At 36.1% G+C, this 23,331-nt stretch carries 23 protein-coding genes; 6 read left to right on the forward strand and 17 right to left on the reverse strand.

Annotated features, from left to right (window positions below; all coding sequences use genetic code 11):
• Positions 1 to 25: 25 nt before the first annotated feature.
• The 15 genes from B9Y84_RS05225 to B9Y84_RS05290 form a co-directional block, all read right to left on the reverse strand.
• Positions 26 to 412, reverse strand: a complete 387-nt coding sequence (locus B9Y84_RS05225; protein ID WP_085516053.1) for a response regulator — start codon at positions 410 to 412, stop codon at positions 26 to 28.
• On the reverse strand, positions 409 to 1,431 hold the full coding sequence (locus B9Y84_RS05230; protein ID WP_085516484.1) for a response regulator: 1,023 nt from the start codon (positions 1,429 to 1,431) through the stop codon (positions 409 to 411). The genes B9Y84_RS05225 and B9Y84_RS05230 overlap by 4 nt, the downstream gene beginning before the upstream one ends.
• Before the next feature lie 165 nt (positions 1,432 to 1,596).
• A complete protein-coding gene (locus tag B9Y84_RS20560; RefSeq protein WP_176223726.1) occupies positions 1,597 to 1,755 on the reverse strand; it encodes a hypothetical protein in 159 nt (52 codons plus the stop codon).
• A gap of 568 nt (positions 1,756 to 2,323) precedes the next feature.
• Positions 2,324 to 4,912 carry a PAS domain-containing sensor histidine kinase gene (locus tag B9Y84_RS05235; RefSeq protein WP_085516054.1) on the reverse strand — a complete coding sequence of 863 codons (2,589 nt, stop codon included), beginning with the start codon at positions 4,910 to 4,912 and terminating at the stop codon, positions 2,324 to 2,326.
• A gap of 157 nt (positions 4,913 to 5,069) precedes the next feature.
• The gene (locus B9Y84_RS05240; RefSeq protein WP_085516055.1) at positions 5,070 to 6,392 is read right to left on the reverse strand and encodes a hypothetical protein; all 1,323 of its coding nucleotides are present in this window, start codon (positions 6,390 to 6,392) and stop codon (positions 5,070 to 5,072) included.
• A 9-nt stretch (positions 6,393 to 6,401) separates the two neighbouring features.
• Positions 6,402 to 7,571 carry a tetratricopeptide repeat protein gene (locus tag B9Y84_RS05245; protein ID WP_085516056.1) on the reverse strand — a complete coding sequence of 390 codons (1,170 nt, stop codon included), beginning with the start codon at positions 7,569 to 7,571 and terminating at the stop codon, positions 6,402 to 6,404.
• Between the two features lie 79 nt (positions 7,572 to 7,650).
• Positions 7,651 to 7,950: a ribosome hibernation-promoting factor, HPF/YfiA family gene (gene hpf / locus B9Y84_RS05250; protein ID WP_085516057.1), complete on the reverse strand. Its 300-nt coding sequence runs from the start codon at positions 7,948 to 7,950 to the stop codon at positions 7,651 to 7,653.
• 24 nt (positions 7,951 to 7,974) lie between these two features.
• Complete coding sequence (locus B9Y84_RS05255; RefSeq protein ID WP_085516058.1) at positions 7,975 to 8,856, reverse strand: tyrosine-type recombinase/integrase; 882 nt, start codon at positions 8,854 to 8,856, stop codon at positions 7,975 to 7,977.
• 114 nt (positions 8,857 to 8,970) lie between these two features.
• Positions 8,971 to 9,162 (reverse strand): 30S ribosomal protein S21, encoded by a 192-nt coding sequence (rpsU, locus tag B9Y84_RS05260; protein ID WP_085516059.1) that lies wholly within the window; start codon positions 9,160 to 9,162, stop codon positions 8,971 to 8,973.
• Between the two features lie 136 nt (positions 9,163 to 9,298).
• Positions 9,299 to 9,841, reverse strand: a complete 543-nt coding sequence (locus B9Y84_RS05265; protein WP_085516060.1) for a hypothetical protein — start codon at positions 9,839 to 9,841, stop codon at positions 9,299 to 9,301.
• A 42-nt stretch (positions 9,842 to 9,883) separates the two neighbouring features.
• Positions 9,884 to 10,387, reverse strand: a complete 504-nt coding sequence (locus B9Y84_RS05270; RefSeq protein WP_085516061.1) for a hypothetical protein — start codon at positions 10,385 to 10,387, stop codon at positions 9,884 to 9,886.
• Positions 10,365 to 11,732: a carboxypeptidase-like regulatory domain-containing protein gene (locus tag B9Y84_RS05275; protein ID WP_085516062.1), complete on the reverse strand. Its 1,368-nt coding sequence runs from the start codon at positions 11,730 to 11,732 to the stop codon at positions 10,365 to 10,367. Before B9Y84_RS05275 ends, B9Y84_RS05270 begins: the two co-directional genes overlap by 23 nt.
• Positions 11,733 to 11,793: 61 nt before the next feature.
• Positions 11,794 to 12,369 carry a DNA-3-methyladenine glycosylase I gene (locus tag B9Y84_RS05280; protein WP_245830824.1) on the reverse strand — a complete coding sequence of 192 codons (576 nt, stop codon included), beginning with the start codon at positions 12,367 to 12,369 and terminating at the stop codon, positions 11,794 to 11,796.
• Entirely contained in the window at positions 12,359 to 13,123 is a 765-nt protein-coding gene (locus tag B9Y84_RS05285; protein ID WP_085516064.1) for an SDR family NAD(P)-dependent oxidoreductase, read from the reverse strand. The genes B9Y84_RS05280 and B9Y84_RS05285 overlap by 11 nt, the downstream gene beginning before the upstream one ends.
• 71 nt (positions 13,124 to 13,194) lie before the next feature.
• Positions 13,195 to 13,374 carry a CPXCG motif-containing cysteine-rich protein gene (locus tag B9Y84_RS05290; RefSeq protein WP_085516065.1) on the reverse strand — a complete coding sequence of 60 codons (180 nt, stop codon included), beginning with the start codon at positions 13,372 to 13,374 and terminating at the stop codon, positions 13,195 to 13,197.
• A 51-nt stretch (positions 13,375 to 13,425) separates the two neighbouring features.
• On the opposite strand from B9Y84_RS05290, the gene B9Y84_RS05295 reads away from it, so the two are divergent.
• Entirely contained in the window at positions 13,426 to 13,977 is a 552-nt protein-coding gene (locus B9Y84_RS05295; protein WP_085516066.1) for a hypothetical protein, read from the forward strand.
• A 132-nt stretch (positions 13,978 to 14,109) separates the two neighbouring features.
• Here B9Y84_RS05295 and B9Y84_RS05300 read toward each other — a convergent pair whose 3' ends face one another.
• Positions 14,110 to 14,988: a diacylglycerol/lipid kinase family protein gene (locus B9Y84_RS05300; protein WP_085516067.1), complete on the reverse strand. Its 879-nt coding sequence runs from the start codon at positions 14,986 to 14,988 to the stop codon at positions 14,110 to 14,112.
• Positions 14,989 to 15,093: 105 nt separating this feature from the next.
• On the opposite strand from B9Y84_RS05300, the gene B9Y84_RS05305 reads away from it, so the two are divergent.
• Both B9Y84_RS05305 and B9Y84_RS05310 read left to right on the forward strand, forming a co-directional pair.
• Complete coding sequence (locus tag B9Y84_RS05305; RefSeq protein ID WP_085516068.1) at positions 15,094 to 16,023, forward strand: App1 family protein; 930 nt, start codon at positions 15,094 to 15,096, stop codon at positions 16,021 to 16,023.
• Between the two features lie 100 nt (positions 16,024 to 16,123).
• Positions 16,124 to 16,756 (forward strand): peroxiredoxin, encoded by a 633-nt coding sequence (locus B9Y84_RS05310; protein WP_085516069.1) that lies wholly within the window; start codon positions 16,124 to 16,126, stop codon positions 16,754 to 16,756.
• A 77-nt stretch (positions 16,757 to 16,833) separates the two neighbouring features.
• Here B9Y84_RS05310 and cysS read toward each other — a convergent pair whose 3' ends face one another.
• On the reverse strand, positions 16,834 to 18,321 hold the full coding sequence (gene cysS, locus B9Y84_RS05315) for a cysteine--tRNA ligase (RefSeq protein ID WP_085516070.1): 1,488 nt from the start codon (positions 18,319 to 18,321) through the stop codon (positions 16,834 to 16,836).
• Positions 18,322 to 18,513: 192 nt separating this feature from the next.
• Between cysS and B9Y84_RS05320 the strand changes: the two genes are divergently transcribed.
• Genes B9Y84_RS05320 through infB form a run of 3 tightly spaced genes read left to right on the forward strand, consistent with a single transcriptional unit; the run spans position 18,514 to position 23,290 of the window.
• A complete protein-coding gene (locus tag B9Y84_RS05320; protein WP_085516071.1) occupies positions 18,514 to 18,987 on the forward strand; it encodes a ribosome maturation factor RimP in 474 nt (157 codons plus the stop codon).
• A gap of 1 nt (position 18,988) precedes the next feature.
• Positions 18,989 to 20,230 (forward strand): transcription termination factor NusA, encoded by a 1,242-nt coding sequence (gene nusA, locus B9Y84_RS05325; RefSeq protein WP_085516072.1) that lies wholly within the window; start codon positions 18,989 to 18,991, stop codon positions 20,228 to 20,230.
• A gap of 51 nt (positions 20,231 to 20,281) precedes the next feature.
• Positions 20,282 to 23,290 carry a translation initiation factor IF-2 gene (infB, locus tag B9Y84_RS05330; RefSeq protein ID WP_085516073.1) on the forward strand — a complete coding sequence of 1,003 codons (3,009 nt, stop codon included), beginning with the start codon at positions 20,282 to 20,284 and terminating at the stop codon, positions 23,288 to 23,290.
• The last annotated feature ends 41 nt before the right edge of the window (positions 23,291 to 23,331 follow it).

Raw genomic sequence — 23,331 nt, forward strand, 5'->3', positions numbered from 1 at the left:
AAGAAGCATGTGTGATTAGCCATCCTTAACTTTTTACAATTGCAGCGATTTGCTTCAAATGTTCTTTTTGTAACGGCTTCATAAAATACCCTTCGACTAATCTGAATTTGCTGGATTTCTTTATATCTGCTTCGTCAGATGATGAACTAAGCATAAAAACATAGGTGTTTTTAGTAGATACAAAAGATTTAATTCTTTCTAAGAACTCCCATCCATTCATCAAAGGCATATTAATATCTAAAATGATCACATATTGCGTATCGACATTGTACTTATTTTTAAGATATTCTATAGCATAAACTCCATCCGAAAAAGTAATTATCTCTGAAGCAAGAGGACTATCTCTAATCATTAAATCCGTTAGCATAACGGATATCTCATCATCATCAATTACCAAAGTTTTGATATTCATCCTTTCTTCTTATTAATCTCAATTTGTTGTGACTTAAATATAACTCCTTTGATAATTTCATCTAATTCCTGTGCTGATTTTTGAATATGCCCATAAAAATCATCCTTTTGGTCCTCGGAGATCTTTCCATCGCGCAACACATTTACTAAACCTAGTAAGCGAGCTAAGGGTGCTCTTACCACATGGGATTGAGTCCAAGCGATTTCGCGAAGTACTTCGTTTTGCTTTTCTATAGCGTCTACATGGCTATTTCGTTCCGTTACATCATTTACCAATATGATTTCCGCCGGTTTACCTTTATATTGAAAGCTGTTGGAGCGGACTTCTACCTCAATGTGTTGCCCATTTTTTTTGATGTGAGTAGTTTCACCATGAAATAAATTTGAATGTGGTTGTTTGAGGGTTTCTAATCCAGCTTCCAAAATCTTTACATCAGCTGAAGGCCTAATTTGTGTAATATCCATATTTAGAAACTCATCGTAAGAATAGCCATAATGGGCAATTGCAGCATCGTTAACATCTAAAAACTTAAGCGTTTGCCTATCGAAAACCCACATGGGAAGGGGGCTAAAGTGAAAAAGGTCTGAATAGCGTTCCTCTGATTCTCTAAGGTTCACTAATATTCTGTTTCTTTCAATATTATAAACTATACTTTTATGTAAAACAGTACTGTTCAAAACATCCTTCAACAGATAATCTGAAGCTCCCAATGTTAAGGATTTAGCAGCAAAGTCTGCATCGGGATAACCAGTTAATATGATAATTGGTTGATTTTGTGATAACAAGTCCATCTCCTTTAGTAAGGGTTCGCCTTCCTTATCTGGCAAACTTAAATCCAACAATATAATGTCTATGTTATTATTGCTGCTAGTTAAAAATTGCTTTGCTGTATTAAAATCCTCTGCCCAGTGCAGTCTCCTGACTATATTTGCTTCTTCCAAATAATCTTCAATCAGAAGATAATCGCCAGGATTGTCTTCCACTACCAAAATATTATACCTCCTTTCGATCCCTTTCATAATGCCCATCTATTTAATTTTTTCAGCAGCTTTCAAACCTACTACAAAATTGCTCTATGCTAGCAAATGCTTTCGTGAACACCCTAATTTCAACTGGCCTTTCCTCACAACAGTTGTCATGGAATGAATAAGCTAAATCACTATCCTTTAGAAATGGAGAAGTAGTTAGCCATATAATTGAATGTGTCTATTTTCTATATGAGCTACTTTACCATTTTTAGCAGCTTCGATAGTTTTGATAATCTTAGTTTCTTCAAAAACTTCTCGGGCTGATACAGTATCCCCTTCATTATTGTCTACGGAAACTAAATGAATTGTCTTCATATGCTATATTCTAGTTAAAATCACCTTTATCAAAAGGGGCACTCCAAGGAATCCAAATCATTTAGCTCTTCTAAACATAATGCTCAAGTCATCTTAATAAAGTTTAAGCACTCAAAGCTATAAAAAATACTAATGTTTGAAATTTAACTCTTATAATTGATATTACATTCCAATTTATTGTACCGCTTGACTGTATAAAACAATCAAAATCTCACATGAGCTTCATCTTTAATTTAATAAAGAGTACATTTATCTTATTCTTAACTTTTTTAAAATCAACAACTTTTGTCATTATTTTCGGACTAAAAGTGATTTTTATTATAAGAATTGTGATTAAAGTACAAAAAAATTTCCTTTAAAAACATCTTATCTCAGAAAAAATAAATATTAATTTCAGAGTCTAATATTACTCTTGAGGTTCATACTATTTCCAAACCACAGCTTAATTCGAAAAATTTAATTCATAAATAAGTCCTTACTGATATGCGATAATTTCTCACGAGGGGATTTTATATAAAGGGATATATTTATATGGTTATGGTGCCTTAAACTTTTTCAAAAAGAAAAATTATGATTTTGGAATTGTAAAATAAAAAGTACTGCCTTTTTGGGCATCAGATTTCACCCAAATGCGACCATTTAATCTTTCAATTATTTTTTTTACGATTGCCAAGCCCATTCCCGTACCAGAATATTTCTTTTTATTATGAAGACGATGGAAAATGTTGAAAATTTTATCGTACGAATCTTCTTCAATACCAATTCCATTGTCTTTAACTGAAATCTTCCACTCATTTTTCAACTCGCTCGCTCTTATTATAATTTTAGGAGGAACCGCAGAGTGGCTGTATTTTAAGGAGTTTGCAATTAAATTACTGAAAATTTGAACTAGTGGAGATGGGTGACTATGTATTTTGGGTAAGTTTTTGAATTCAATATTGGCGCCTAACTCTTCAATCTTCTTTCTTTGTAAAAGGCATACTTCATGAACTACCTCATTTAAATCAACCTCGCTTATTACCTCTTCTGTTTTTCCAATTTTAGAGTAATCTAATAAATCAAGGATGATTTGACGCATTCTGTTTGCCCCATCCACAGCAAAATCTATATATTGTTGAGCCTTTTCATCCAGTTGATCCCCATATTTTTTTTCTAATTGACTTAAAAATCCAGAAATCATTCTTAAAGGTTCTTGTAAGTCATGTGAAGCTACGTAAGCGAACTGTTCCAATTCTGCATTAGAAATTTCAAGGTCTTTTGCATGTTTTGCCAGTGCCAGATTAGCTGACTTTATCTCTTGTTCTGCTTTTATTCTTTCAGAAACATCTCTTGAATTGGTTACAAAGCCTTGCACAGATGGCTCATTTATTAAATCAGTGATGTGGGACTCCATCCAGCGCCATTCTCCATCGCTACTTAAAAAGCGATAAGGGGCCAATTTAATGTTTTTTTGTTTTTTTAACTGTTGAAATTCGGCCCAAACGCGCTCTACATCCTCAGGATGAATAAAATCAAAGCCATTTTTTCCAATATAGTCTTCAGGCTCGAAACCCGAACCTTCGTTTGCAGGGCTAATGTATTTGTAGTTCCCTTCTTGGTCTAGAATAACAATTAAATCCATTCCTTCTTGAACCAGTGCCTTAAATCGCTTTTCACTACGCTTCAGTTGTTCTTCTGCTTTTAATTGATCCGTAGCATCTCTGGCAACACAGTTTATTAATTTTTGCTCTGGTACCCAATATGCCGACCAAACTACTGGGACAATATGCCCTTCTTTGTGACGATAACGGTTTTGGAAATTTCTAAAATGCTTGCCGTTTTGAATTTTCTCAGCTACTTTTTCAGTAAAAGCCCTATCCTCCTTTATCACATAGTCCATAAAGGGCTTCCCTACTAACTCTGTAGGTGCGTAGCCCCAAAGTTTCTCGGATGATCTGCTAACCATTTGAAATATGCCGTCTTTATCAATGGTACATAAAGTATCAAGAGAACTATCTAAAACTTGTTGAAGCTTTTGCTGGCTTTCAAGAAGTGCTACGTTTGCTTTTTGTGCTTCCGTTATATTCAGTGATGTGAGAAAAACACCATTGATTTTTCCATCTGCTGAAAAAATCGGTTTAAATTTTAGTTCATAAAATTGATGATCATCTTCTAAATTAATCTCTACTATATCTTTTACTTCATTCTTTTCCCAAACTCTTTTTAAAATCTTATCCCAACCTTCTTTCTGATCTGGCTTAACAAACTGAGTTATTTTTCTCCCCTTTTCGAGTCTTTTTTGAAAAAACAACTCTGAATGGACTGCCATCTGTTCATTGAATGAAACAATATTCAGCTCTTTATCTAAATACGTAAAGGCTTCCTCAGTATTATTAATGAGCAGTTCGAGTTCATTTAAAAGGGAAAGCCTCTCCGTTATATCGGTTCCTATTCCAAATATGCATCTCTCACCTTTATACTGAATTGTAGAGGCGGAAATAAACATGGGAACCTTTCCTTTGCCTTTTGTACTTAGCCAAGCTTCTAATTCGGTATAGCCTTTCTTTAGAACTTCCTGAATATGGTTGCTGACCTTTTCCTTTTCTTCTCCTTCAAAGAACTCGACCACAACTTTAGACCCTATTTCCTGCTCGTCATATTCTGTGACCTTTGGCAATTGCTTATTCCATAAAAGGAGTTCACCATTTTGATTAAAAAGGAAAAATACTGCCGGTAAATCTCTAATGATGTCCTGCGTAAGTGAATTCTGGTCCTTCAAGTCATTCTGAGATTCAACAAAATCACTTATATCTTGAAAAACCCCGATAAGTTTGCTTGGTTTTCCCTCCTCATCCTTAAAAATAGTAGCTTTCGAACGAACGTGAACAATATTTCCTGCTTTGGACATGAGCCGTTTTTCAATGAAATATTTTGCATCTTTTAGGAGTACTTCTTCCAGCAAAGCAGTGGCTCTTTCTCTATCTTCTGGATGAATGACTCCTATTCCTTTTTCGAAAGTGATCTCAAATTCCTGAGGTTGGTAGCCAAGCATTTTGAATACTCCATCGGACCATGAAAATTGATTTTCAAGTAGGTCTAGCTCCCATGTTCCTGAGTTGGTTAAGGCCTCGACTTGTTCATGCAATAGCTTTAATTTATCATAATCCTGAGCATCCATAGAAATCAGTACTTTATTAAAAGGGTAACCCTATATTTGTGAGGCTTTAATATAATAATTTTTTAATAAAGCAGGTTGAAGATGCCTTTGAGGCAGCGATATATTATCAAATTATTTTGCAAATCCTCTTGAGAAATATGTAACTGGGAGTCGGAGGTTAAACGACTCTACTCTCTTTCTTCGCTTGAGCATGAAAATCTAATATATAGATTGCCATAACGTAGAAAGGGACCATTACAATTCTGTAACGGGAAAGCGTTCCGAAATTATAGGTAGAAATTCCAACTCCGAAGGCAAATATTATAGCAAAAATCAAGCAAAAGAGAATGATTGGAGAGCGGATACTTTGAAGGATATGCACTATTTTGTTTCTATAAAACAAGCGAATAGTTAGACCCAATAAGAATACTGCTTCCATTGCAGATAAAAGCATTAAAGGGTTATTAACTTCCCAGAGGTAGGGTCTGAAAAGAGATACGTTTACAGCTTGGGGTGCTAATCGAATCATACTTCCAAAAGTGCCATCCAGTTCTCCAAGAGAATATCCTGAACCAGCGTCTCTACCTGTCCAATAACGAATATCATAAGCTGTTACCTGTGCTGTTTCAGCTATCTGATCAAGTGCATATCTGTTGTTATCTTCACCGGCTTTTAGTGCCACAAAATAGGCAAGCCCACCGCCAATAACGAGTAGGAATGGAGCCACTAAAACTCTAAGAACTAAGGATTTTATTCTGCCAATTCGGTAAAAAAAATACCACAAGATTAATGCAGGCATTAAGCATAAAAATATGTAAAGCTTCACTGAAGTGACTATATAAATTGCTGCAATTAAGAGTAAAATATTTAAGTAGAGTTTCTTGCGCTCAAAAAAGACTTGAATAAATGCGTAAACTAATAATCCGGTAGCTCCTAATGTAACAGTGTCTTTTAAAATGCCTGATCCCCAAAAAAATACAGTAGGGATAAAGAATATTGCAATGGCAAACTGAAGCTTAAGTTCAGGATAAATATTGCAAAAAGACTGGTACATCATCCACAAGCCCCAGAACGAAAAAAATGCAAAGAATAATGCCACTCCTGCATAAGAATTATAAGTAATGACACCGAAAATGGAGGCTATTCTTACTATAAAATAAGAAGTGGTATCTCTGTACATCCATATTTTAGAGGAGTATTGATATGTCTCGGCATCAAATTCACCATTGGCTGTAAGCAACTTTAATCCGGAAGAGAAATTTTGGTAGAAGGCATCAACTATGTGCGATGATCCATGTGTGAAGTAGGTATAAGTGTCACCTCCTCCGTAGTAAAACTGGTAGATTAAACCAACACCTATTGCTCCAAGCATTTTTAACAGTAATGCAGGGAAAAAATATATTTTTGTTTCCTGATCAGCAAAAGCGTCTCTTATTCCATATGCAACAAACATGAGAACTGAAAAAGTAACAGGCGCTATAAGAAAATCGATTGGTTTCACATCTTAAAACTACAAATCTTTCAACTTATCTTTAGCACTTTTAAAGACTGCTTGCTTTCGACCTGCTTTTTTCTTGGCTTTTTTATAATATTCTTTGGCTAATTCAGGTTCATCCTGTTTTTCAGCGATAATTCCTAAGTGATAAATACTGTAGAGGTAATAACCAGCCTCTTCTTCGCCCACATTTTCAGAGGAAACCATAGCTCTTTCGTAATATTTCTTTGCTTCATCTAAGTTGGCTTGCCTTTCATAGATTTGTCCTAAGAAAAAGCCAGCATATCTTCCTGAAGTACCTCCATAACCAGCTTTTGCGCTGTCGAGATTTTGAAATATTTCCAAGCATTCTCTTTCCGAATCTTGGATTCTGCCAGCGGTATAAAGTAAACGTGCATAGAAACGATGGAAATAAGCATTTTGAGGGAAAGTTTCATGAAGATATTCTGAAAGTTGTAGTCCTTTTCTTAGTTCTCCTTCATCTAAGGCCCAGATTCTCATTAAGAAATACTGTGCTTCTGTACGCGTATAGAAAGCATTTTGAGCTACTGTGGTGAGTTGTTTTACGCCTAATTTTTTATCGCCATCTTCAAAAAACCTTAGTACAGGCTTTAGTATTGGGTAATGTTCCGGCACCCATTCTACGTAATAATTGTACAAAGCATCTCCAAAAAGAAATTCTGGGCTTAAATTCTTATTCCCCTTGCTTTCCTCCATGTAGTTTAAGGCGTTTCGCGCTTCGAATGCAGCTTTTGTCCAGCTTTGATTTTCAGCGTAGAACCTGCCTTTAAATCCATGAATTGCGGCTAAGAAGAAAGTAGCTTCCATGCTATTCTCATCTTGTTCTTTCATGAATTCAGCGTAGAACTGTGCTGTGTCCAAGTAAGCAATCATTTTTTCATTGTTGGGATAATGGGTGGGCTCAGGTAATATTTTCCACCACTCGTTTAAACCGTATAAGAAATAAGGTAGTGGGTGGTTAGGAAAGCGAAAACGCAGCCACTTAAAATCTTGCTCCACTTTTTCATGCTCGGCATTGTAAATGGCATTTACAGAGGCATTCACTTCCATTTGGATGTACATGTTGTTGAGCAAAATACTGCTATCCTGCTCCATTACATATTGGGCCTTAATTGAGAAGCTTAAGGCAATTGAAATTGTGAGTAATAGTAAAGTTCTATACATTATATAAGTGCAACTACAACAAAATTAAAAAAGCTCGACTTAAATCGAGCTTTTAAAATACATATTATAACAAAATGTTTTAATGAGCCATCTGTTTCTCCTTGAATTTTTTGATTTGTCTCCTTAAAGCTTCAGAAGCAGCATCAATACCGGCTTCAAATGAATCACTTTTTTCCTTTGCAAAAAGTTGATTACCAGGAATATTTAATTTCACTTCCACTATTTTATTTGAATTGGTCGAGTCTTTATCCAATTTAAGAAAAACTTCTCCATCGATAAATCGATCATAAAAAGTTTCCAGTTTGTCTATTCTCTTTTGAATAAAGTCTAACAATTTTACGTCTGCGTCAAAGTGGATCGAATGCATTTGTAGCTTCATGATTTTTGTGTTTTATGGTTAAACTTACGCTTTAGGATGTGCTTGATCAAAAACTTTTTTGAGTTTGTCAAGCGAATTATGAGTGTAGACCTGAGTTGCGGCTAAGCTGCTGTGTCCTAACAGATCTTTTACTGCATTCAGGTCTGCTCCTTTATTTAATAAATGTGTAGCAAATGTGTGCCTCAGAATATGAGGACTTGTTTTACTTATGGTTGAAACCTGACTGAGATACTTTTTTGTAATGCGATTGATCATCATAGGATAAGCTTCATTTCCATTATTAGAAACGATTAGGGGGGTGCTCTCGTTGCCTGAAAATGATTTATTTTTATGGGAAATGTAAGTATTCAATCGACTTAATATTTTATTATGAAACGGAATGATTCGCTCTTTATTTCCCTTCCCTAAAACTCTTATAGTTTTTGATGGGATATTAAAATCTGAGTACTTTAAACCAATCAGTTCGGAAAGCCTAATCCCTGTGCCGTAGAGCAATTCCATGATCAAGGCATCACGGCTTCCTTCAAAATCATCTGCAAATTCAATAATAGACAATAGTTGATCCATTTCATTTTCCTGCACAAATTGCGGAAGTTCCTTGCTAGTTTTTAGCGCTTTGATTTTCTGAGTGGGATTTTCCTTGATTTCCTCTCGTGAAATTGCGAACTTGAAAAAGGCTCTCAAAGAAATGATTTTTCTATTGATGCTTTTCGGATTCATCTTTTCTTGCATCAAGGCCACAATCCATGCTCGGATATGACGATGCTCAACTTTTAGTAAATCTTGAAAGAGGTATTGGTTTTCTAGAAATCCGGAAAATTGCTTTAAATCGTTTTGATAGGAAATCAGAGTATGCCTGCTATAGCGTTTTTCAAACTCTAAATATTTCAGGAAAGTATTCAGCATATATTTAATAACCTATCTAAATTTTTGGCAAAAAAAAAGTTAGTATCCCTTCTCCGCAGTTTCTGCAAATGGATACTAACTTAATAAAATTATTTGATAAAAGCTAACTAAAAATTAGCTGTCTAAATCCCTCATTTTTTGCCTATAGGCGGCACGGATAACTTCTTTTCTTCTGGCAACAGAAGGCTTTACAAAGTGTTGACGAGCACGGACTTCTTTCAAAGCACCAGTCTTCTCGAACTTCTTCTTAAAGCGTTTCAAAGCTTTATCAATCGATTCGTTTTCTTTTACGTTTACTACGATCATAATTTACACCTCCTCTCGTGAATAATCTCTCAGAACTTCAGGCTTTTGTTTATCAATGAATTAGCCATTTGTTTTGAGGACTGCAAAGGTAGGAGAATGATTTTGGAAAACCTAATTGCTGGAAGCGTTCTGTTTTTTATAGCAGACCCGTCATTCTATAAAAATCATACATAGTTACTCGAAAGGCTTCTTTATGAGCTGTAGTTCTAAATAATGGCAGTTTTCCGTTTTTGGTATTTACATACAAGGCTACCTCATCGGTCAATCTATTATACAATTCCGTACTGAAGCGCATTTCATCTTTTCGTTTTTGCCCGCTTAAGGCAATTTTTCCTTGATCCTCCGATTCAATTGCTTCCCATAATACAGTAAATTCATCCTTTGCAATAGTTTTTGGCATTTCAATTATAGGATATACTCTATTAACTCGCCAATTTACCACCAATGAAATAGTAAAATAGAAATCAGTAGTATCTGTTTGTCGATCTTCGTGACGGTAGATTCTCCACCCTCCCTCTTCCATGACTTCCAAATCATAATTAGTTTGACGCATATTTCTGAAAAAAATATAGGCATCATCAGAATAGTTGAATCTCAACTTTTCCAATTCTACTTTTTCAGAAGTATTAACTGAGCAAGCTACATTGATGATCAAAAAAAGTAAGATGAATTTCTTCATGCTAAAGAAAACTGAAAATAAATGGTCTGGTTTTAATTTAGTTTAATTCTTTGCTCTATATCCTTTCGGTACCATGGGCTGACCTTCATCATAAGCATTTATATATAAAGTATCCGCTTCCTCTTTTTTGCCTTTGGGATAAACTATCCAAACGTCTAAAAGTCCAAATTTTTGATCTGCTCCAATGGTTTTACTGTTTAAGGTTTTGAAGGGGCAACAGCTTTTCACTCTTTCATATTTTATAGGAGTGCCGTCTTCCATTTCCAAAGCATTTAAAAAACGCATTCGGTTTTTCCCTCCTTCATGGTGGTTGGTTACGCCCACAAAAATGGGGTTTTTCTCGCTTCTTCCATAGGATTTATCATTGGTCGTAGTTCTTAAATAGATGGTAGAATCATTCACCATTTCATAGCTGTCTACTGTATTTTTTTCATTGGTATATTCAGGGTAATTCCGATCGAACTTACTTGGTGGTGGTTTACAAGCAAAAATAAAAATCCATAAAAATAAAATGGAAGTCGTTCTACTTTTCAATAAATAATTCATCTGTAGAATTGTTTTCGGTTAAATCTGATAACATTTTTTGATTGATAGGATTAACAGGTACAGCATTAATATTATCAAAGGAAATGCCTAATCTTTTAGTGGGTGCCAGTTCATAAATATCGTAATCATGCGCTGCTCCATTTCGCCAATGTATTTTTTCATAATCTCTGTTTTCGAGCACATACCATTCGTTTACTTGTTTAACAAATCCTGACTTAAAGTTTGAATCAAAAGCTTCTTTCATATTAGCAACACCACTTAATCTACTGGCATTATTTCCTACTGCAGCGTCCCGGATATAATGAACATAATATTTATTATCCTCAGGATTTTGTTTCCATTGAATCAAATAATGTGACCTTACCCCATCCTTGATAGTCTGAACAGTGAAAATATTCCTCTTTTTCCCTTCAATAGTTTCCTGAATTTTTTCGAATTGCACTATGGCATAATCATCTTTACATATGATCATTTTTGCTATGGGCCTAATGCTTTTTTTAAACATGAGCCTAGATGAGTCACTCATAACAGTCTTGATTTCAATATATTGTTTCTCATTACTTCTATACTCACCAATGATTTCAAAATAATTTTCCTTTACAAAGCCTTCATAAAGTAATCTTTGGGGGTGCTCTTTTCTTTCTCTTTCAATGGAATTACACAAAAAGAAATCATTTATATCTGAATTTTTTGGTCCCATTAATTTTGTGGGGTTTGCTTTATTTACTGTATAAGGCCCCAAATCCTGATATAGCCAATTTTGAAGAGATTGTCGCCAACTAATACCTCTGTTGTCTGCCGTTCTTCTGATTCTCAGAGTCTCATAACGAGTGTCTTCCGACTTTCTATTGATTCCTCGTTCGCTTAATAGCACAATTGCATCCAACATTCTAGAATAGGAAGTATCTCTAATTGTTGATTCCCTGTAAAAGGCAATCTGAGAATGTTTCCCTCTAGGATAGTTTTTTCGAATATTCTTTATGGCCTTTTCCACATACCAAGAAGCCGAGTCAAAAGTCCCTTTAATTACTACTTCGTCCATTGAAATTTTACTATTTCTCAAGGTGAAATTCTGCATTCCACCAAAGCTTATATTTTCAATTGGGATACTAAGACTATTATAGCCAATAGAACTGATGTTTAATTTTTCAAACCCTCTTTTTATACGAAGGGAGAAATATCCTGAATCATTGCTGATAGTGCCATATGCACTTTTATCTAATTGCAGATGAGCATAAGGAATTGGATTCTTATTTTCATCTAGCAGTCTGCCCGATAGGTTTTGAGCAGATATTACAAAACTGTTGGATATAATCAGAATGAAAAGCAAAAATTTTAGGTTCATTTTAAGATTGATTTAGAATCGAAACTAAGATATATGTTGTTTCATACAAAACATCATAGAATCATTTAATTACTTCCCGAAACCTAAAGCAACTTAGCAGGTGGTCATTAACCAAACCGCAAGCTTGCATGTGCGCATACATTATAGTGCTTCCCACAAACTTAAAACCTCTTTTTTTTAAGTCTTTGCTCAATGCATCTGACTCAGGAGAAGTAGCAGGTGCTTCTTTCATTGATTTTATTTTGTTGACAATGGGCTTATGATCTACAAAAGACCAAATATATCGATCAAAGCTCCCGAACTCCTGCTGCACTTCCAGAAACTTTTGAGCATTGGTTACGGCACCATTTAGTTTTAACTTATTTCGGATAATTCCTGGATTTTGCAATAACTCGTCAATTTTGGATTGATCAAAGTTCGCTACTTTTTTAGCACTGAAATTAGCTAATAGATTTCTATAGTTTTCTCTCTTCTTTAAAACGGTTGCCCAACTCAAGCCTGCTTGAGCACCTTCTAATATTAAAAATTCAAAATGCGTTTGATCATCATGAACTGGAACTCCCCATTCTTCATCATGATATTTTATATATTGTTCAAAACCTAAGCACCAAGGGCAACGCTCTTTATCAGTGGACATAGCTTGCAGCATTTATATCAATCGTAGTACCCGTAGCGTGGTCCATTAGGCCAGACATTAACATAGCGATCGTAGGTGAAATGTCTTCTGGTTCTGTTAATTTTGTCAAGGCGATATCATCCAATGCAAAGCCTTCTCCATACTGATCAATAAACTGCTGCGCCATGTCGGTTCTCACAAAGCCCGGTGCCACGGTAAAGGCTTTTATATTTTGTTTTCCAAAGGCTCTAGCAATGGATTTGGTTAAAGAAACAACGGCTCCTTTTGAGGTAGCATAAGCTAAGTAATCAGCTGTGTCTCCTCTAAAAGCAGCACGAGAAGAGATGTTTACGATGCGGCCACCAGTGTCTTGCTTTTGAAACTGCACTACGCTTCTTTTACATAACAATCCAACGGCATTCACATTGACATCCATTGTCTTCAACCAGTCATCGGTCCAGTCCACAGCATTTTTATGAATGTCTGATGAGAGTGCGATCCCTGCATTATTGACAATACCGTCTAGTCTCCCATCAAAATAGTCCAGTGTTTCGCTGAATAAACGTGCTACTTCCATAGCACCAGACAAATCTGCTTTGATGAGATGGATGCTAGATCCTAGTTCTTTTTTAAGCTTTTGAGCCGATTCCTCATTTCTGTTGTAATGAGCAACTACGTAAGCCCCGCATTCTACTAAGGTTCTGGTGATGGCAGCACCAATTCCTCTAGTTCCGCCAGTTACTAATATATGTTGATGAGCACAATCAATTTTCATATTTCTGAGAATAGAATTTACTAAGCTCAATTTAGTAAAAATTCTAATCTATAAAACTGTCTTTGACAAAATCATTGGGCAGGATTAGCTTCAAAATAATTAATTTCTCCGTTTTCAATTTCTAGATTGATCTGCAAGGGATTGCAGCAAACTTCGCAATCTTCTATATACGTCTGCTCTGAAATGCTGGCGTCCACTAACATACTGATTTCTTGAAAACAATGTGGGCAATGAAAGAAATGTTCTATCATATTTTGTAGTTTTGATTATAACAGAATTTTGTAATCAACGTTTCGAACTGTATGAAAAAATTAACTTTAACACTAGCGACTTTATTTGTTTTAATTCAAATCGCAAAAGCTCAAGTAGGAGATTCTTTTCCCGAAATGACAGGAACAAGTCTAACCGATGCAGAAATCACTGTGCCATCTGCTACACAAGATAAGATGACTTTAGTTGGGATTGCTTTTAGTAAAAAAGCAGAGGACGATTTAAAAACTTGGTTTCAACCTATTTGGGAAAGGTTTATCAGAGAGGCTGATCCTAATGCCCTTATTCCTGAAATGAAGCCTGATGTCAATGTTGTATTCATTCCTATGTTTACAGGTTTGAAACGAGGTGCTTCTGGTTCAGCAATCAGGAAAATGCAGAAAGACGTAGATAAAAAACTGCATCCGCATGTGATCGTCTACAGTGGGAAAATGGGTGACTACGAGGATCAGCTAAATATGAGTGAAAAGGACAAACCTTATTTCTATGTAGTCAATAAAGCAGGTGAAATTATTTATGCAACCTCGGGAAGATCATCAATGAAGAAATTAAATGAGGTGGAAGAAATGGTGACAGATTATTAAATCGTCCCTAAAAATTTGAGAAAGTCGAGAATCAATTGATAGAATCCGAAGAGGGCAAAAGCTAAAATAAGCACTGCAACAAGTCCTTTTATGAAAGTTGGTTTCTCTTTTTTGGCATTATCAGATTTCATATTATGCTATTATTTTAATTGCACCTTTCATTATCTCGGCTTTCACTTCTTTGTGTTCTCCTTTCAGTTCACCATCGACCTGTAGAAGTTCTGCTTGTTCACAATATATTTTCGCACTTTCTACTTTATAGATTTCGACATAAGGTGAGTTTTTAATATCACCCAAAAAGGATTCTAATGTCAAAGAAACTAAATCTCTCAGTGGCATAGGTTTGAAAATGATCAATTCGAAGCTACCGTCATCTAGTTTGCTTCCGGGATTGATAACTGCTCCGGAACCATAGCTAGAGGCATTAGCTAGCACAATCATTTCAGCTTTAACGTCTTTTTCTGTTCCGTTGAATTCAATAAGGAAGTCAGTAGCTTTTTTATCTATCAAAGAACTGAAGAAGGATTTTGCATAAGCGAACATGCCTCTTTCTTCATTTTCCTCAAAATCTTTGATCATTTGGGCGTTAAATCCTAAATCACTGAGGTGCAAGCAATAGTTTTTATCATTAATGCAAATCACGTCTATATCTTTGACACGCCCCTTCATAAGTGTTTCTAAGCTTTCCTCGACATCATTTTCGATCTCCAATTCATGGGCTAACCCATTGGCTGAGCCTAAAGGTATAATTCCTAGTTTTGTTTCTGAGTGAAATAAATTCTGTGCCACTAAATTCACAGTCCCATCCCCTCCGCATGCAATTAGGGTATCGGCTTGATAATCTGATTGCTTTTCTTTGATTTTTTCTTGATCATTTTGACCAGTTGTATAGAAAAGCGCATAATCCTTGTTATTTTTAGCACAGACAGACTTTATTTGTCTTTCCAGATTAGTCTTATCAGAATTTCCTGATTTGGGATTAATTATAAAAAGTAGTTTTTGAAATTGCATTAATACTAAAAATTAGAAATTATTCTACGTAGCTTAAATATACGATTTGCCCTTAATTTAAAACGATTATTAGGTATTATTTCTCCACCTAAAATTGTCCCCTTTATGGGCTATGGAAATCGAAACCAGATTTACCTGAAAGGTGGCGTTTTAGAAAACCGGCCTGAGTTTAATTCTGAAGCAGCGGACAAAAGAGGAAAAAATTTTAGGATTATGCTGTCTCGGTATTTGAGTTCTCCTATTCCGGACATGAAAGTTAAAATTGTACTAGGGGAGGAGAGATTCACCACCCAAACCGATGAATACGGTTATTTTAGTGCGTGGATTGAACCGAAGTACAAATTTGAACCGGGCTGGCATAAAGTTATTTTTAGCATAGATGAAAACGGGGAGGAGATTTACAAAGTCACGGGTGAGTTCTTAATTGTTGGAAGTGAAGCTCAGTTCGGAACCATTTCCGATATTGATGATACCATTTTAGTATCACATGCTACTCAACTATTCAAAAAGCTTCGGTTGATCATGACCAAAAATGCTAAAACAAGGTTACCATTTGAGGGCGTTGCTGAATTTTATCAAAAGCTTAGGGCTAGTGAAAACCCTTTTTTTTATGTAAGCAGCAGTGAGTGGAATTTATATGATTTCCTGCAAGACTTTTTTCAAGTTCAAGATATTCCCAAGGGGCCGTTTTTATTGCAGGAGTATAAATCAGGATTAAGGGATTTGTTATTTACTGGTGGAGGTAGTCATCAACATAAACGAGATAAAATAAAAAGACTGATGACACTTTTTCCGAACCTTAAATTCATCTTGATAGGAGACAGCGGACAAAAAGACACAGAAATTTATAGACAGGCATTGCACGAGTTTCCAAATCGCATTTTAGCAGTCTACATACGGAAAATCGGAAAGAAAGATGATTTTGATGAGAAGACCATGCATGAATTTGAAGATAAAGGAGTACCGCTCTTGATGTTGGAAAATACTGCGGAGGCTGAAAATCATGCTCAGGATAAGGGATTTATAATTAGTTAAAAAAAGGAAGCTAGCAAATATGAATTAACTTTATTTTTGTGCAAACACATTCTTAAACAACCCGTTACAAGTTTTGTAGTTAAAAATAAAACATAAAATTATGGGACTAAGAATAGGAGATACCGCACCAAATTTTCAAGCGGATACAACAGAGGGACAAATTGATTTTCATGAATGGTTAGGAGATAGCTGGGGAATTTTGTACTCCCATCCTGCTGATTTCACTCCAGTTTGTACAACCGAAATAGGCAGAACGGCTCAATTGAAAGATGAATTCGCAAAACGTAACACAAAAGTGGCTGTAGTAAGTGTGGATGATGTGAAATCACACAATGAGTGGAAAAAAGATGTAAATGAAACACAAAATACATCAGTTGAATTTCCAATCATTGGTGATGAAAAAAGAGTAGTGGCAAATCTTTATGATATGATTCACGAAAATGCTTCAGCTACTGCAACAGTTCGCTCAGTTTTCTTTATTGGGCCTGACAAAAAAATTAAAGCCACTATCGTTTATCCTGCTAGCACAGGAAGAAATTTCGCAGAAATTTTAAGAGTAATTGATTCATTGCAATTAACAGCTAAACATCAAGTGGCTACACCAGCTGATTGGAAATTTGGAGAGGATGTAATCATTACACCAGCAGTGACAGATGATGAAATACCAGCAAAATTCCCTAAAGGCCATACAGTTATTAAACCTTATTTAAGAACTACTCCTCAACCGGAATAGTAATGACAATTCAAAAAAAGGGGCAATCTACTTACAAACGGATTGCCCTTTTTTATTTATGTTCAAATGATAATTGTTTATTCTTCATAACCCCAATCTACTCCTGTCTTTAAATCTTTTATAATCAGTTTATTAGATTTAAGAATCGCTCTGATTTCGTCTACTTGGTCGTAATTCTTTTCTGCTTTAGCTTTTTTATAAAATTCAAGTAAAGAATCAATAATCGGATCAACTTCCGTTGGAGTTTCCTCTTTCAAACCTAGAATATCTTCCATAAACGTTTGATAAGTACTAGACATTTTTTCAAAAGCATCTTGTCCAACTTCGCCATATTTTAGTTGGCCTGTATGAAGAGAGTTGATTTTCTTCAGCAATTCAAAAAGCTGAGCGATGGTTTTTGCGGTATTAAAATCATCATTCATGGATTTATAACATGCATCACAAGCTAAATCTATCTGGCTGATGGCTTTTTCGTTTTTCTTGCCATCATCATTTTTAAAGCTGAGGCTTTTAATGATTTTTAAACCATTAGCCAGTCTTCTATAACCTTTTTGGGCCGCTTTCAATGCTTCGTTACTAAAATCTAAGGTGCTAGAGTAATGCGTTTGCATCATGAAAAAGCGAACAGTCATTGGCGTGTACCCTTGCTCCAGCATATCATGATTGCCGGTTACCAGTTGAGTAGGTAAGAAAGAATTTCCTAAAGATTTACTCATTTTCTGGCCATTTACGGTCAACATATTAGTATGAATCCAGTAATTAACGGGCTTTTTGCCATTTGCGCCCACAGATTGCGCTATTTCACATTCGTGATGTGGAAATTTCAAATCCATTCCGCCACCGTGGATGTCAAAAGTTTCGCCTAAATACTTTGTACTCATTACGGTACATTCTAAATGCCAGCCAGGGAAGCCATCGCTCCAGGGAGATGGCCATCGCATGATATGCTCATCTGAAGCCTTTTTCCATAAAGCAAAATCGAGCGGGTTCTTTTTATCATCTTGACCATCCAGCGTTCTTGTATTGCTTTGAAGGTCTTCAATTTTTCTTCCGCTTAAAATCCCGTATTCATGTGCTTCATTATATTTCGAAACATCAAAATAGATAGAACCATTTTTTTCGTAGGCCCATCCATTTTTCAATAATTTTTTATTGATTTCAATTTGCTCTACTATGTGACCAGTAGCAGTTGGTTCAATATCCGGCTCCAAAATGTTAAATAAATCCATCACTCTATGAAAACCATTCGCATATCTTTGGACAATTTCCATGGGTTCTACATTTTCGAGCTTGGCTTTTTTTCCAATTTTGTCTTCACCATCATCAGCATCATCTACCAAATGGCCCACATCTGTAATATTTCTAACATATCGAACTTTATAGCCTAAGTGGCGCAAGTATCGGTTTATGACATCAAAACTCATGAACGTTCGGACATTGCCCATATGGGCATCACTGTAAACAGTAGGTCCACAAACATACATCCCCACAAATGGAGGGTTGATAGGTTCGAATAGTTCCTTCTGTCTTGTCAGCGAGTTTTGTATCTTTAATTCTTTGTCCATATGGCAAAATTATAAATAAGATTCTCTTTTTCGGTACAAATTCGAGATTGAATTTATAGTTCTATAGTATTAATATATAAATCTGTTAGCCCAGACTATTTGTTTTGCTCAATTATTTACTCTAAATTTGCAACAAAGTTAGTAAAACAAGATCATGAGGGGGCTTTTAAGTCCCCTCTTTTTTATCGTAGAATGATAGGTTTAGACGAAAAAGTAAAGGCGTATTTACAAGAGATTATTACAGAGCCGCAATATTTTATTGTGGATATTGTAATTAGTGGAAACGATAAATTGAAAATTGTTGTACTACTTGATGGAGATGAAGGCGTTTCAATAGACTATTGTGCGAGCGTAAGCCGACAGTTAGCGCATCGAATGGAAGAGGATGAGGTATTAGAAAACGCTTATGTTCTGGAAGTATCTTCGCCTGGTTTGGATCACCCTTTGATGAACCAAAGACAGTATTTGAAAAATATTGGACGGAAAGTTAAAGTGGATACTACTGATGGTAAGTCTATCAGAGGGGAACTTTTGGAAGCAAAAGAAGACTTTATTCTTGTAAATCAGGAGATAAAGGAAAAAGGTAAAAAGAAAATAAAGTTGGAAGAGACGAAAGTTTCATTCGAAAATATAGACAAAACAAAAGTCTTGGTTTCATTTAAGTAACATGGACACATTAAATCTAATAGAATCGTTTGCCGATTTTGCAAGGCAAAAAAATATCGACCGTCCCACCATGATTCGCATCCTGGAGGATGTGTTTAAAACCATGATTCGTAAAAAATACGAAACGGACGATAATTTTGATATTATTATAAATGCTGATAAGGGTGACCTTGAAATTTGGCGTTTTCGAGAAATTGTGGATGATAATTCAGAAGATATCTGGGATCATGACAAAATCAGTTTGACTGAAGCTAGAAAAATTGAGCCCGATTTTGAGATCGGTGAAGAAGTAGCTGAGGAAGTAGAGTTAGAGCACTTTGGAAGAAGAGCTGTTACGACTGCTCGTCAAACGCTGATTCAAAAGGTAAAAGACCTTGAGAAAGATATCTTATTTAATAAATACAGTGAACTTGTAGGAGAAATCATCGCCGGTGAGGTGTACCAGATTTTGAGCCGTGAAACTTTATTGACGGATGCAGATGGAAATGAATTAGTGTTGTTGAAATCAGAGCAAATTCCGAAAGATCGATTTAGAAAAGGTGATTCTGTTCGTGCAGTAGTTCATAGGGTGGAGATGCAGAATGGAAATCCTAAAATTATTCTTTCGAGAACTTCTCCAGTCTTCTTGGAGCGATTATTCGAACAAGAAGTGCCAGAAGTTTATGATGAATTGATAACCATTAAAAAGATCGTAAGAGAACCTGGCGAGAGAGCCAAAGTAGCAGTTGAATCTTATGATGATAGAATTGATCCAGTTGGTGCATGCGTAGGGATGAAGGGGTCAAGAATTCACAGTATTGTAAGAGAATTACAGAATGAAAATATAGATGTAATTAACTTTACTGAAAATATGGAGCTTTATATACAGCGAGCTTTAAGCCCTGCAAAGTTAAGTTCTATGAAAATAGATATAGAGAATAAGCGAGTTTCAGTATATTTGAAACCTGATCAGGTCTCTTTAGCAATCGGTAAAGGAGGTCAAAACATTAAATTGGCAAGTAAATTAGTTGGGATGGAAATCGATGTGTTCCGTGAGTTGACTGATGCTGAGGAAGAAGATGTATTGATCGATGAATTCAATGACGTACTAGAAGATTGGGTTATTGAAGAATTGAAGAAAGTTGGGCTTGACACCGCCAAAAGAGTGTTGGAATTAGGTAGAGAAGAGTTAGTTAGAATGACTGACTTAGAAGAAGAAACAATAGACGAAATATTTAAAATATTTAGTCAAGAATTTGAGTAAGGGTTTTTATTACTCAGGTTCAATAATTTTTTAGCAGAATACAAAGCATTTATGTCAGAAGAAAAAATGATGCGACTCAGCCTTGCGGCAAGAAAATTGAATGTAGGTTTATCTACAATCACAGACTTCTTGGGTAAAAAAGGTTATGAGGTGGATAGTAAGCCAAACTCAAAAATTTCGGAAGAGCAATTTGGTATGCTCGCAAAAGAGTTTGCCTCCTCTGCACAAGAGAAAGAGGAAGCATCGAGCCTATCCATTGGTAAAAAACATAATAGCAATGTAGTGGTGGATTCGGATAGCGATGATAATGATGACGAAGAAAAAGTCTTAATTAAAAACGCTGGCGAAGGCAAGGAGAAAAGTACTCCGTCTGAGCAAAAGCCGACCGAGCAAGCATCTGCTAAAAAAGAAGAGACAAAAGATGATGTCTACAAATCTGAGAGCCCTAAACTATCAGGACCGAAAGTTTTAGGAAAAATTGATTTGGACGACAAGAAGAAAGGTAAAGCTGAGGAGCCTGCAAAAGCTACTGAAGAACCTAAGAAGGAAAAAGAACAGCCAGTAGCTGAAAAGAAAGCACCAGAAGAAGCTCCAAAAGGTAAGGTAGAGGAAAAAGAAGAAAAGAAAGAGGAGAAACCAAAGCTAGAGGAAAAAAAGGCTGAAGAGAAGAAGGAAGAAGAGGCGCCCAAAGGAAAGGTAGAAGAGAAAGAAGAAAAGAAGGAAGAGAAAAAGGAGGAACAACCTAAAGCTGAAACTTCAAAAGAGGAAGCTCCAAAGGAAGATAAGAAAGCAGAAGATAAGCCAACAGAAAAACTACCGTTAACGCAAGAAAAGCCAACAGAATCGACTATTGCTGCCAAAGCAGATTCTTTGAAAGGGCTTACGGTTCTAGGTAAAATCGATCTACCAAAAGAGAAGGAAAGAAAGGGTAAGAAAGGGGTTAAACCTGTAGCTTCTTCAGATGATAAGAAGGAAGCTAGAAGAGGCAAAAGACCTAGAAAGAGAATTGCTTCAAACAAACCTCAAGATGCACGACCTGGAGGCGGAACTGGTCAAGGAGCAAATAGAGCTTCAGGTCCTGGCCAAAATAGAGGTGGCGGAAGTGATAGAAATAGAGGTAGAAAAGGTAGAGTAGAAAAAGCAGAGCCTACAGAAAAGGAAATCCAAGAACAGATTAAGCAAACTATGGCACGCTTGAGTGGTAAATCACCAGGTGCTAGTGGTAATCGATCAAAATATAGAAAAGAAAAGCGTCAGACTCAGGCAGATAAAAGAGAGGGTGACCTTCAGCAACAAGAGCAGGAGTCTAAAGTACTGAAAACAACTGAATTTATATCAGCAAATGACTTAGCATCTTTAATGGATGTCAGCGTAAATGATGTCATTGCAAAATGTATGAATCTGGGAATTTTTGCTTCTATCAATCAGAGATTAGATGCTGAAACTATTACAATCATTGCAGATGAGTTTGGTTATGATGTGAAATTTACTGAGGCTGATGATGAAACGGAGGTAATAGAAGTTGAGGATAGCCCAGAAGATTTAAAAGACAGAGCTCCGATTGTTACGATAATGGGACACGTAGATCATGGTAAAACTTCATTACTAGATTTTATCCGTGAATCAAAAGTAACTGCTGGTGAAGCAGGTGGTATTACGCAGCATATTGGTGCTTATGATGTGATGACAGAGTCCGGCAAGAAAGTAGCATTCTTGGATACTCCGGGTCACGAAGCCTTTACAGCCATGCGTGCTAGGGGTGCAAAAATTACTGATGTTGCTATTATTGTAATAGCTGCTGATGATGCGGTGATGCCCCAAACCAAAGAGGCAATTAATCACGCGCAAGTGGCAGGTGTTCCTATGGTAATTGCCATTAATAAAGTGGATAAGCCGAATGCGAATCCGGATAAGATAAAAGAGCAATTATCTGCCATCAATATTTTAGTTGAAGACTGGGGTGGTAAATATCAGTGTCAAGAAGTATCTGCCAAATCAGGTGCGGGAATTGAAGACTTATTAGAAAAAGTATTGCTAGAAGCAGAAGTACTAGAGCTTAAAGCAAACGCAAAGAAATCTGCAGTTGGAACTGTAGTGGAAGCAGAGCTAGATAAAGGTAGAGGTTATGTTACCACTATCATGGTACAGGCAGGAACTCTAAAAGTTGGAGATGTAGTTTTAGCAGGAGCACATTATGGTAAGGTAAAAGCTATGTTTGACCACAAAGGGAAAAAGGTCGTGGAAGCAGGTCCGTCAACACCAGTTCTGATGTTAGGGTTAGACGGTGCGCCACAAGCGGGTGACCGTTTCAACGTAATGGAAACTGATCGTGAAGCAAGAGATATAGCCAATAAGCGGGAACAAATTCAGAGAGAACAAAGTATGCGAACTAAGAAGCATATTACTCTTGATGAAATTGGACGTAGATTGGCAATTGGTTCATTTAAAGAACTAAATGTAATTGTGAAAGGTGATGTAGATGGTTCAATTGAGGCATTATCTGATTCTTTACTGAAATTATCTACGGAAGAAATTCAGGTTAATATCATCCATAAGGCTGTAGGGCAGATTTCAGAATCTGATGTGCTATTAGCTTCAGCTTCAGATGCGATAATATTAGGTTTCCAGGTGAGACCATCTCAAAATGCTCGTAAAATTGCTGATAATGAGGAAATTGAAATTAGACTATACTCCATTATCTATGATGCTATCAATGAGTTGAAAGATGCCATGGAAGGTATGTTAGCACCAACTACTGAGGAGGTAATTACAGGTAACATTGAAGTTCGTGAGATTTTTAAGATTTCTAAAATTGGAACTGTTGCAGGATGTATGGTGACGGACGGATACGTAATGCGTAAGAACAAAATTAGGTTGATTAGAGAAGGTATTGTGAAATATGAGGGAGAAATCGATCAATTGAAGCGATATAAAGATGACGTTCAGGAAGTGAAGAAAGGGTTCGAATGTGGTATTAGTATCAAAGGCTACAATGACATTAAAGAAGGAGATGTGATTGAAGGATTTGAAGAAAGAGAAGTAAAAAGGACTTTGAAATAAAGTTTAGAATTAAATCATATAAGCAAAGCCGATTAGACGAA

The organism is Marivirga sericea (assembly GCF_900177665.1).
In the GTDB taxonomy this organism is placed as follows: Bacteria; Bacteroidota; Bacteroidia; order Cytophagales; family Cyclobacteriaceae; genus Marivirga; species Marivirga sericea.

What these genes read in the sequence shown, in the direction of transcription:
- B9Y84_RS05225 (WP_085516053.1), bottom strand. Translation starts at nt 412, where the DNA reads ATGAATATCAAAACTTTGGTAATTGATGATGATGAGATATCCGTTATG.
- B9Y84_RS05230 (WP_085516484.1), bottom strand. Translation starts at nt 1,431, where the DNA reads ATGAAAGGGATCGAAAGGAGGTATAATATTTTGGTAGTGGAAGACAAT.
- B9Y84_RS20560 (WP_176223726.1), bottom strand. Translation starts at nt 1,755, where the DNA reads ATGAAGACAATTCATTTAGTTTCCGTAGACAATAATGAAGGGGATACT.
- B9Y84_RS05235 (WP_085516054.1), bottom strand. Translation starts at nt 4,912, where the DNA reads ATGGATGCTCAGGATTATGATAAATTAAAGCTATTGCATGAACAAGTC.
- B9Y84_RS05245 (WP_085516056.1), bottom strand. Translation starts at nt 7,571, where the DNA reads ATGTATAGAACTTTACTATTACTCACAATTTCAATTGCCTTAAGCTTC.
- hpf (WP_085516057.1), bottom strand. Translation starts at nt 7,950, where the DNA reads ATGAAGCTACAAATGCATTCGATCCACTTTGACGCAGACGTAAAATTG.
- B9Y84_RS05255 (WP_085516058.1), bottom strand. Translation starts at nt 8,856, where the DNA reads ATGCTGAATACTTTCCTGAAATATTTAGAGTTTGAAAAACGCTATAGC.
- rpsU (WP_085516059.1), bottom strand. Translation starts at nt 9,162, where the DNA reads ATGATCGTAGTAAACGTAAAAGAAAACGAATCGATTGATAAAGCTTTG.
- B9Y84_RS05265 (WP_085516060.1), bottom strand. Translation starts at nt 9,841, where the DNA reads ATGAAGAAATTCATCTTACTTTTTTTGATCATCAATGTAGCTTGCTCA.
- B9Y84_RS05270 (WP_085516061.1), bottom strand. Translation starts at nt 10,387, where the DNA reads ATGAATTATTTATTGAAAAGTAGAACGACTTCCATTTTATTTTTATGG.
- B9Y84_RS05275 (WP_085516062.1), bottom strand. Translation starts at nt 11,732, where the DNA reads ATGAACCTAAAATTTTTGCTTTTCATTCTGATTATATCCAACAGTTTT.
- B9Y84_RS05280 (WP_245830824.1), bottom strand. Translation starts at nt 12,369, where the DNA reads ATGTCCACTGATAAAGAGCGTTGCCCTTGGTGCTTAGGTTTTGAACAA.
- B9Y84_RS05285 (WP_085516064.1), bottom strand. Translation starts at nt 13,123, where the DNA reads ATGAAAATTGATTGTGCTCATCAACATATATTAGTAACTGGCGGAACT.
- B9Y84_RS05290 (WP_085516065.1), bottom strand. Translation starts at nt 13,374, where the DNA reads ATGATAGAACATTTCTTTCATTGCCCACATTGTTTTCAAGAAATCAGT.
- B9Y84_RS05295 (WP_085516066.1), top strand. Translation starts at nt 13,426, where the DNA reads ATGAAAAAATTAACTTTAACACTAGCGACTTTATTTGTTTTAATTCAA.
- B9Y84_RS05300 (WP_085516067.1), bottom strand. Translation starts at nt 14,988, where the DNA reads ATGCAATTTCAAAAACTACTTTTTATAATTAATCCCAAATCAGGAAAT.
- B9Y84_RS05305 (WP_085516068.1), top strand. Translation starts at nt 15,094, where the DNA reads ATGGGCTATGGAAATCGAAACCAGATTTACCTGAAAGGTGGCGTTTTA.
- B9Y84_RS05310 (WP_085516069.1), top strand. Translation starts at nt 16,124, where the DNA reads ATGGGACTAAGAATAGGAGATACCGCACCAAATTTTCAAGCGGATACA.
- cysS (WP_085516070.1), bottom strand. Translation starts at nt 18,321, where the DNA reads ATGGACAAAGAATTAAAGATACAAAACTCGCTGACAAGACAGAAGGAA.
- B9Y84_RS05320 (WP_085516071.1), top strand. Translation starts at nt 18,514, where the DNA reads ATGATAGGTTTAGACGAAAAAGTAAAGGCGTATTTACAAGAGATTATT.
- nusA (WP_085516072.1), top strand. Translation starts at nt 18,989, where the DNA reads ATGGACACATTAAATCTAATAGAATCGTTTGCCGATTTTGCAAGGCAA.
- infB (WP_085516073.1), top strand. Translation starts at nt 20,282, where the DNA reads ATGTCAGAAGAAAAAATGATGCGACTCAGCCTTGCGGCAAGAAAATTG.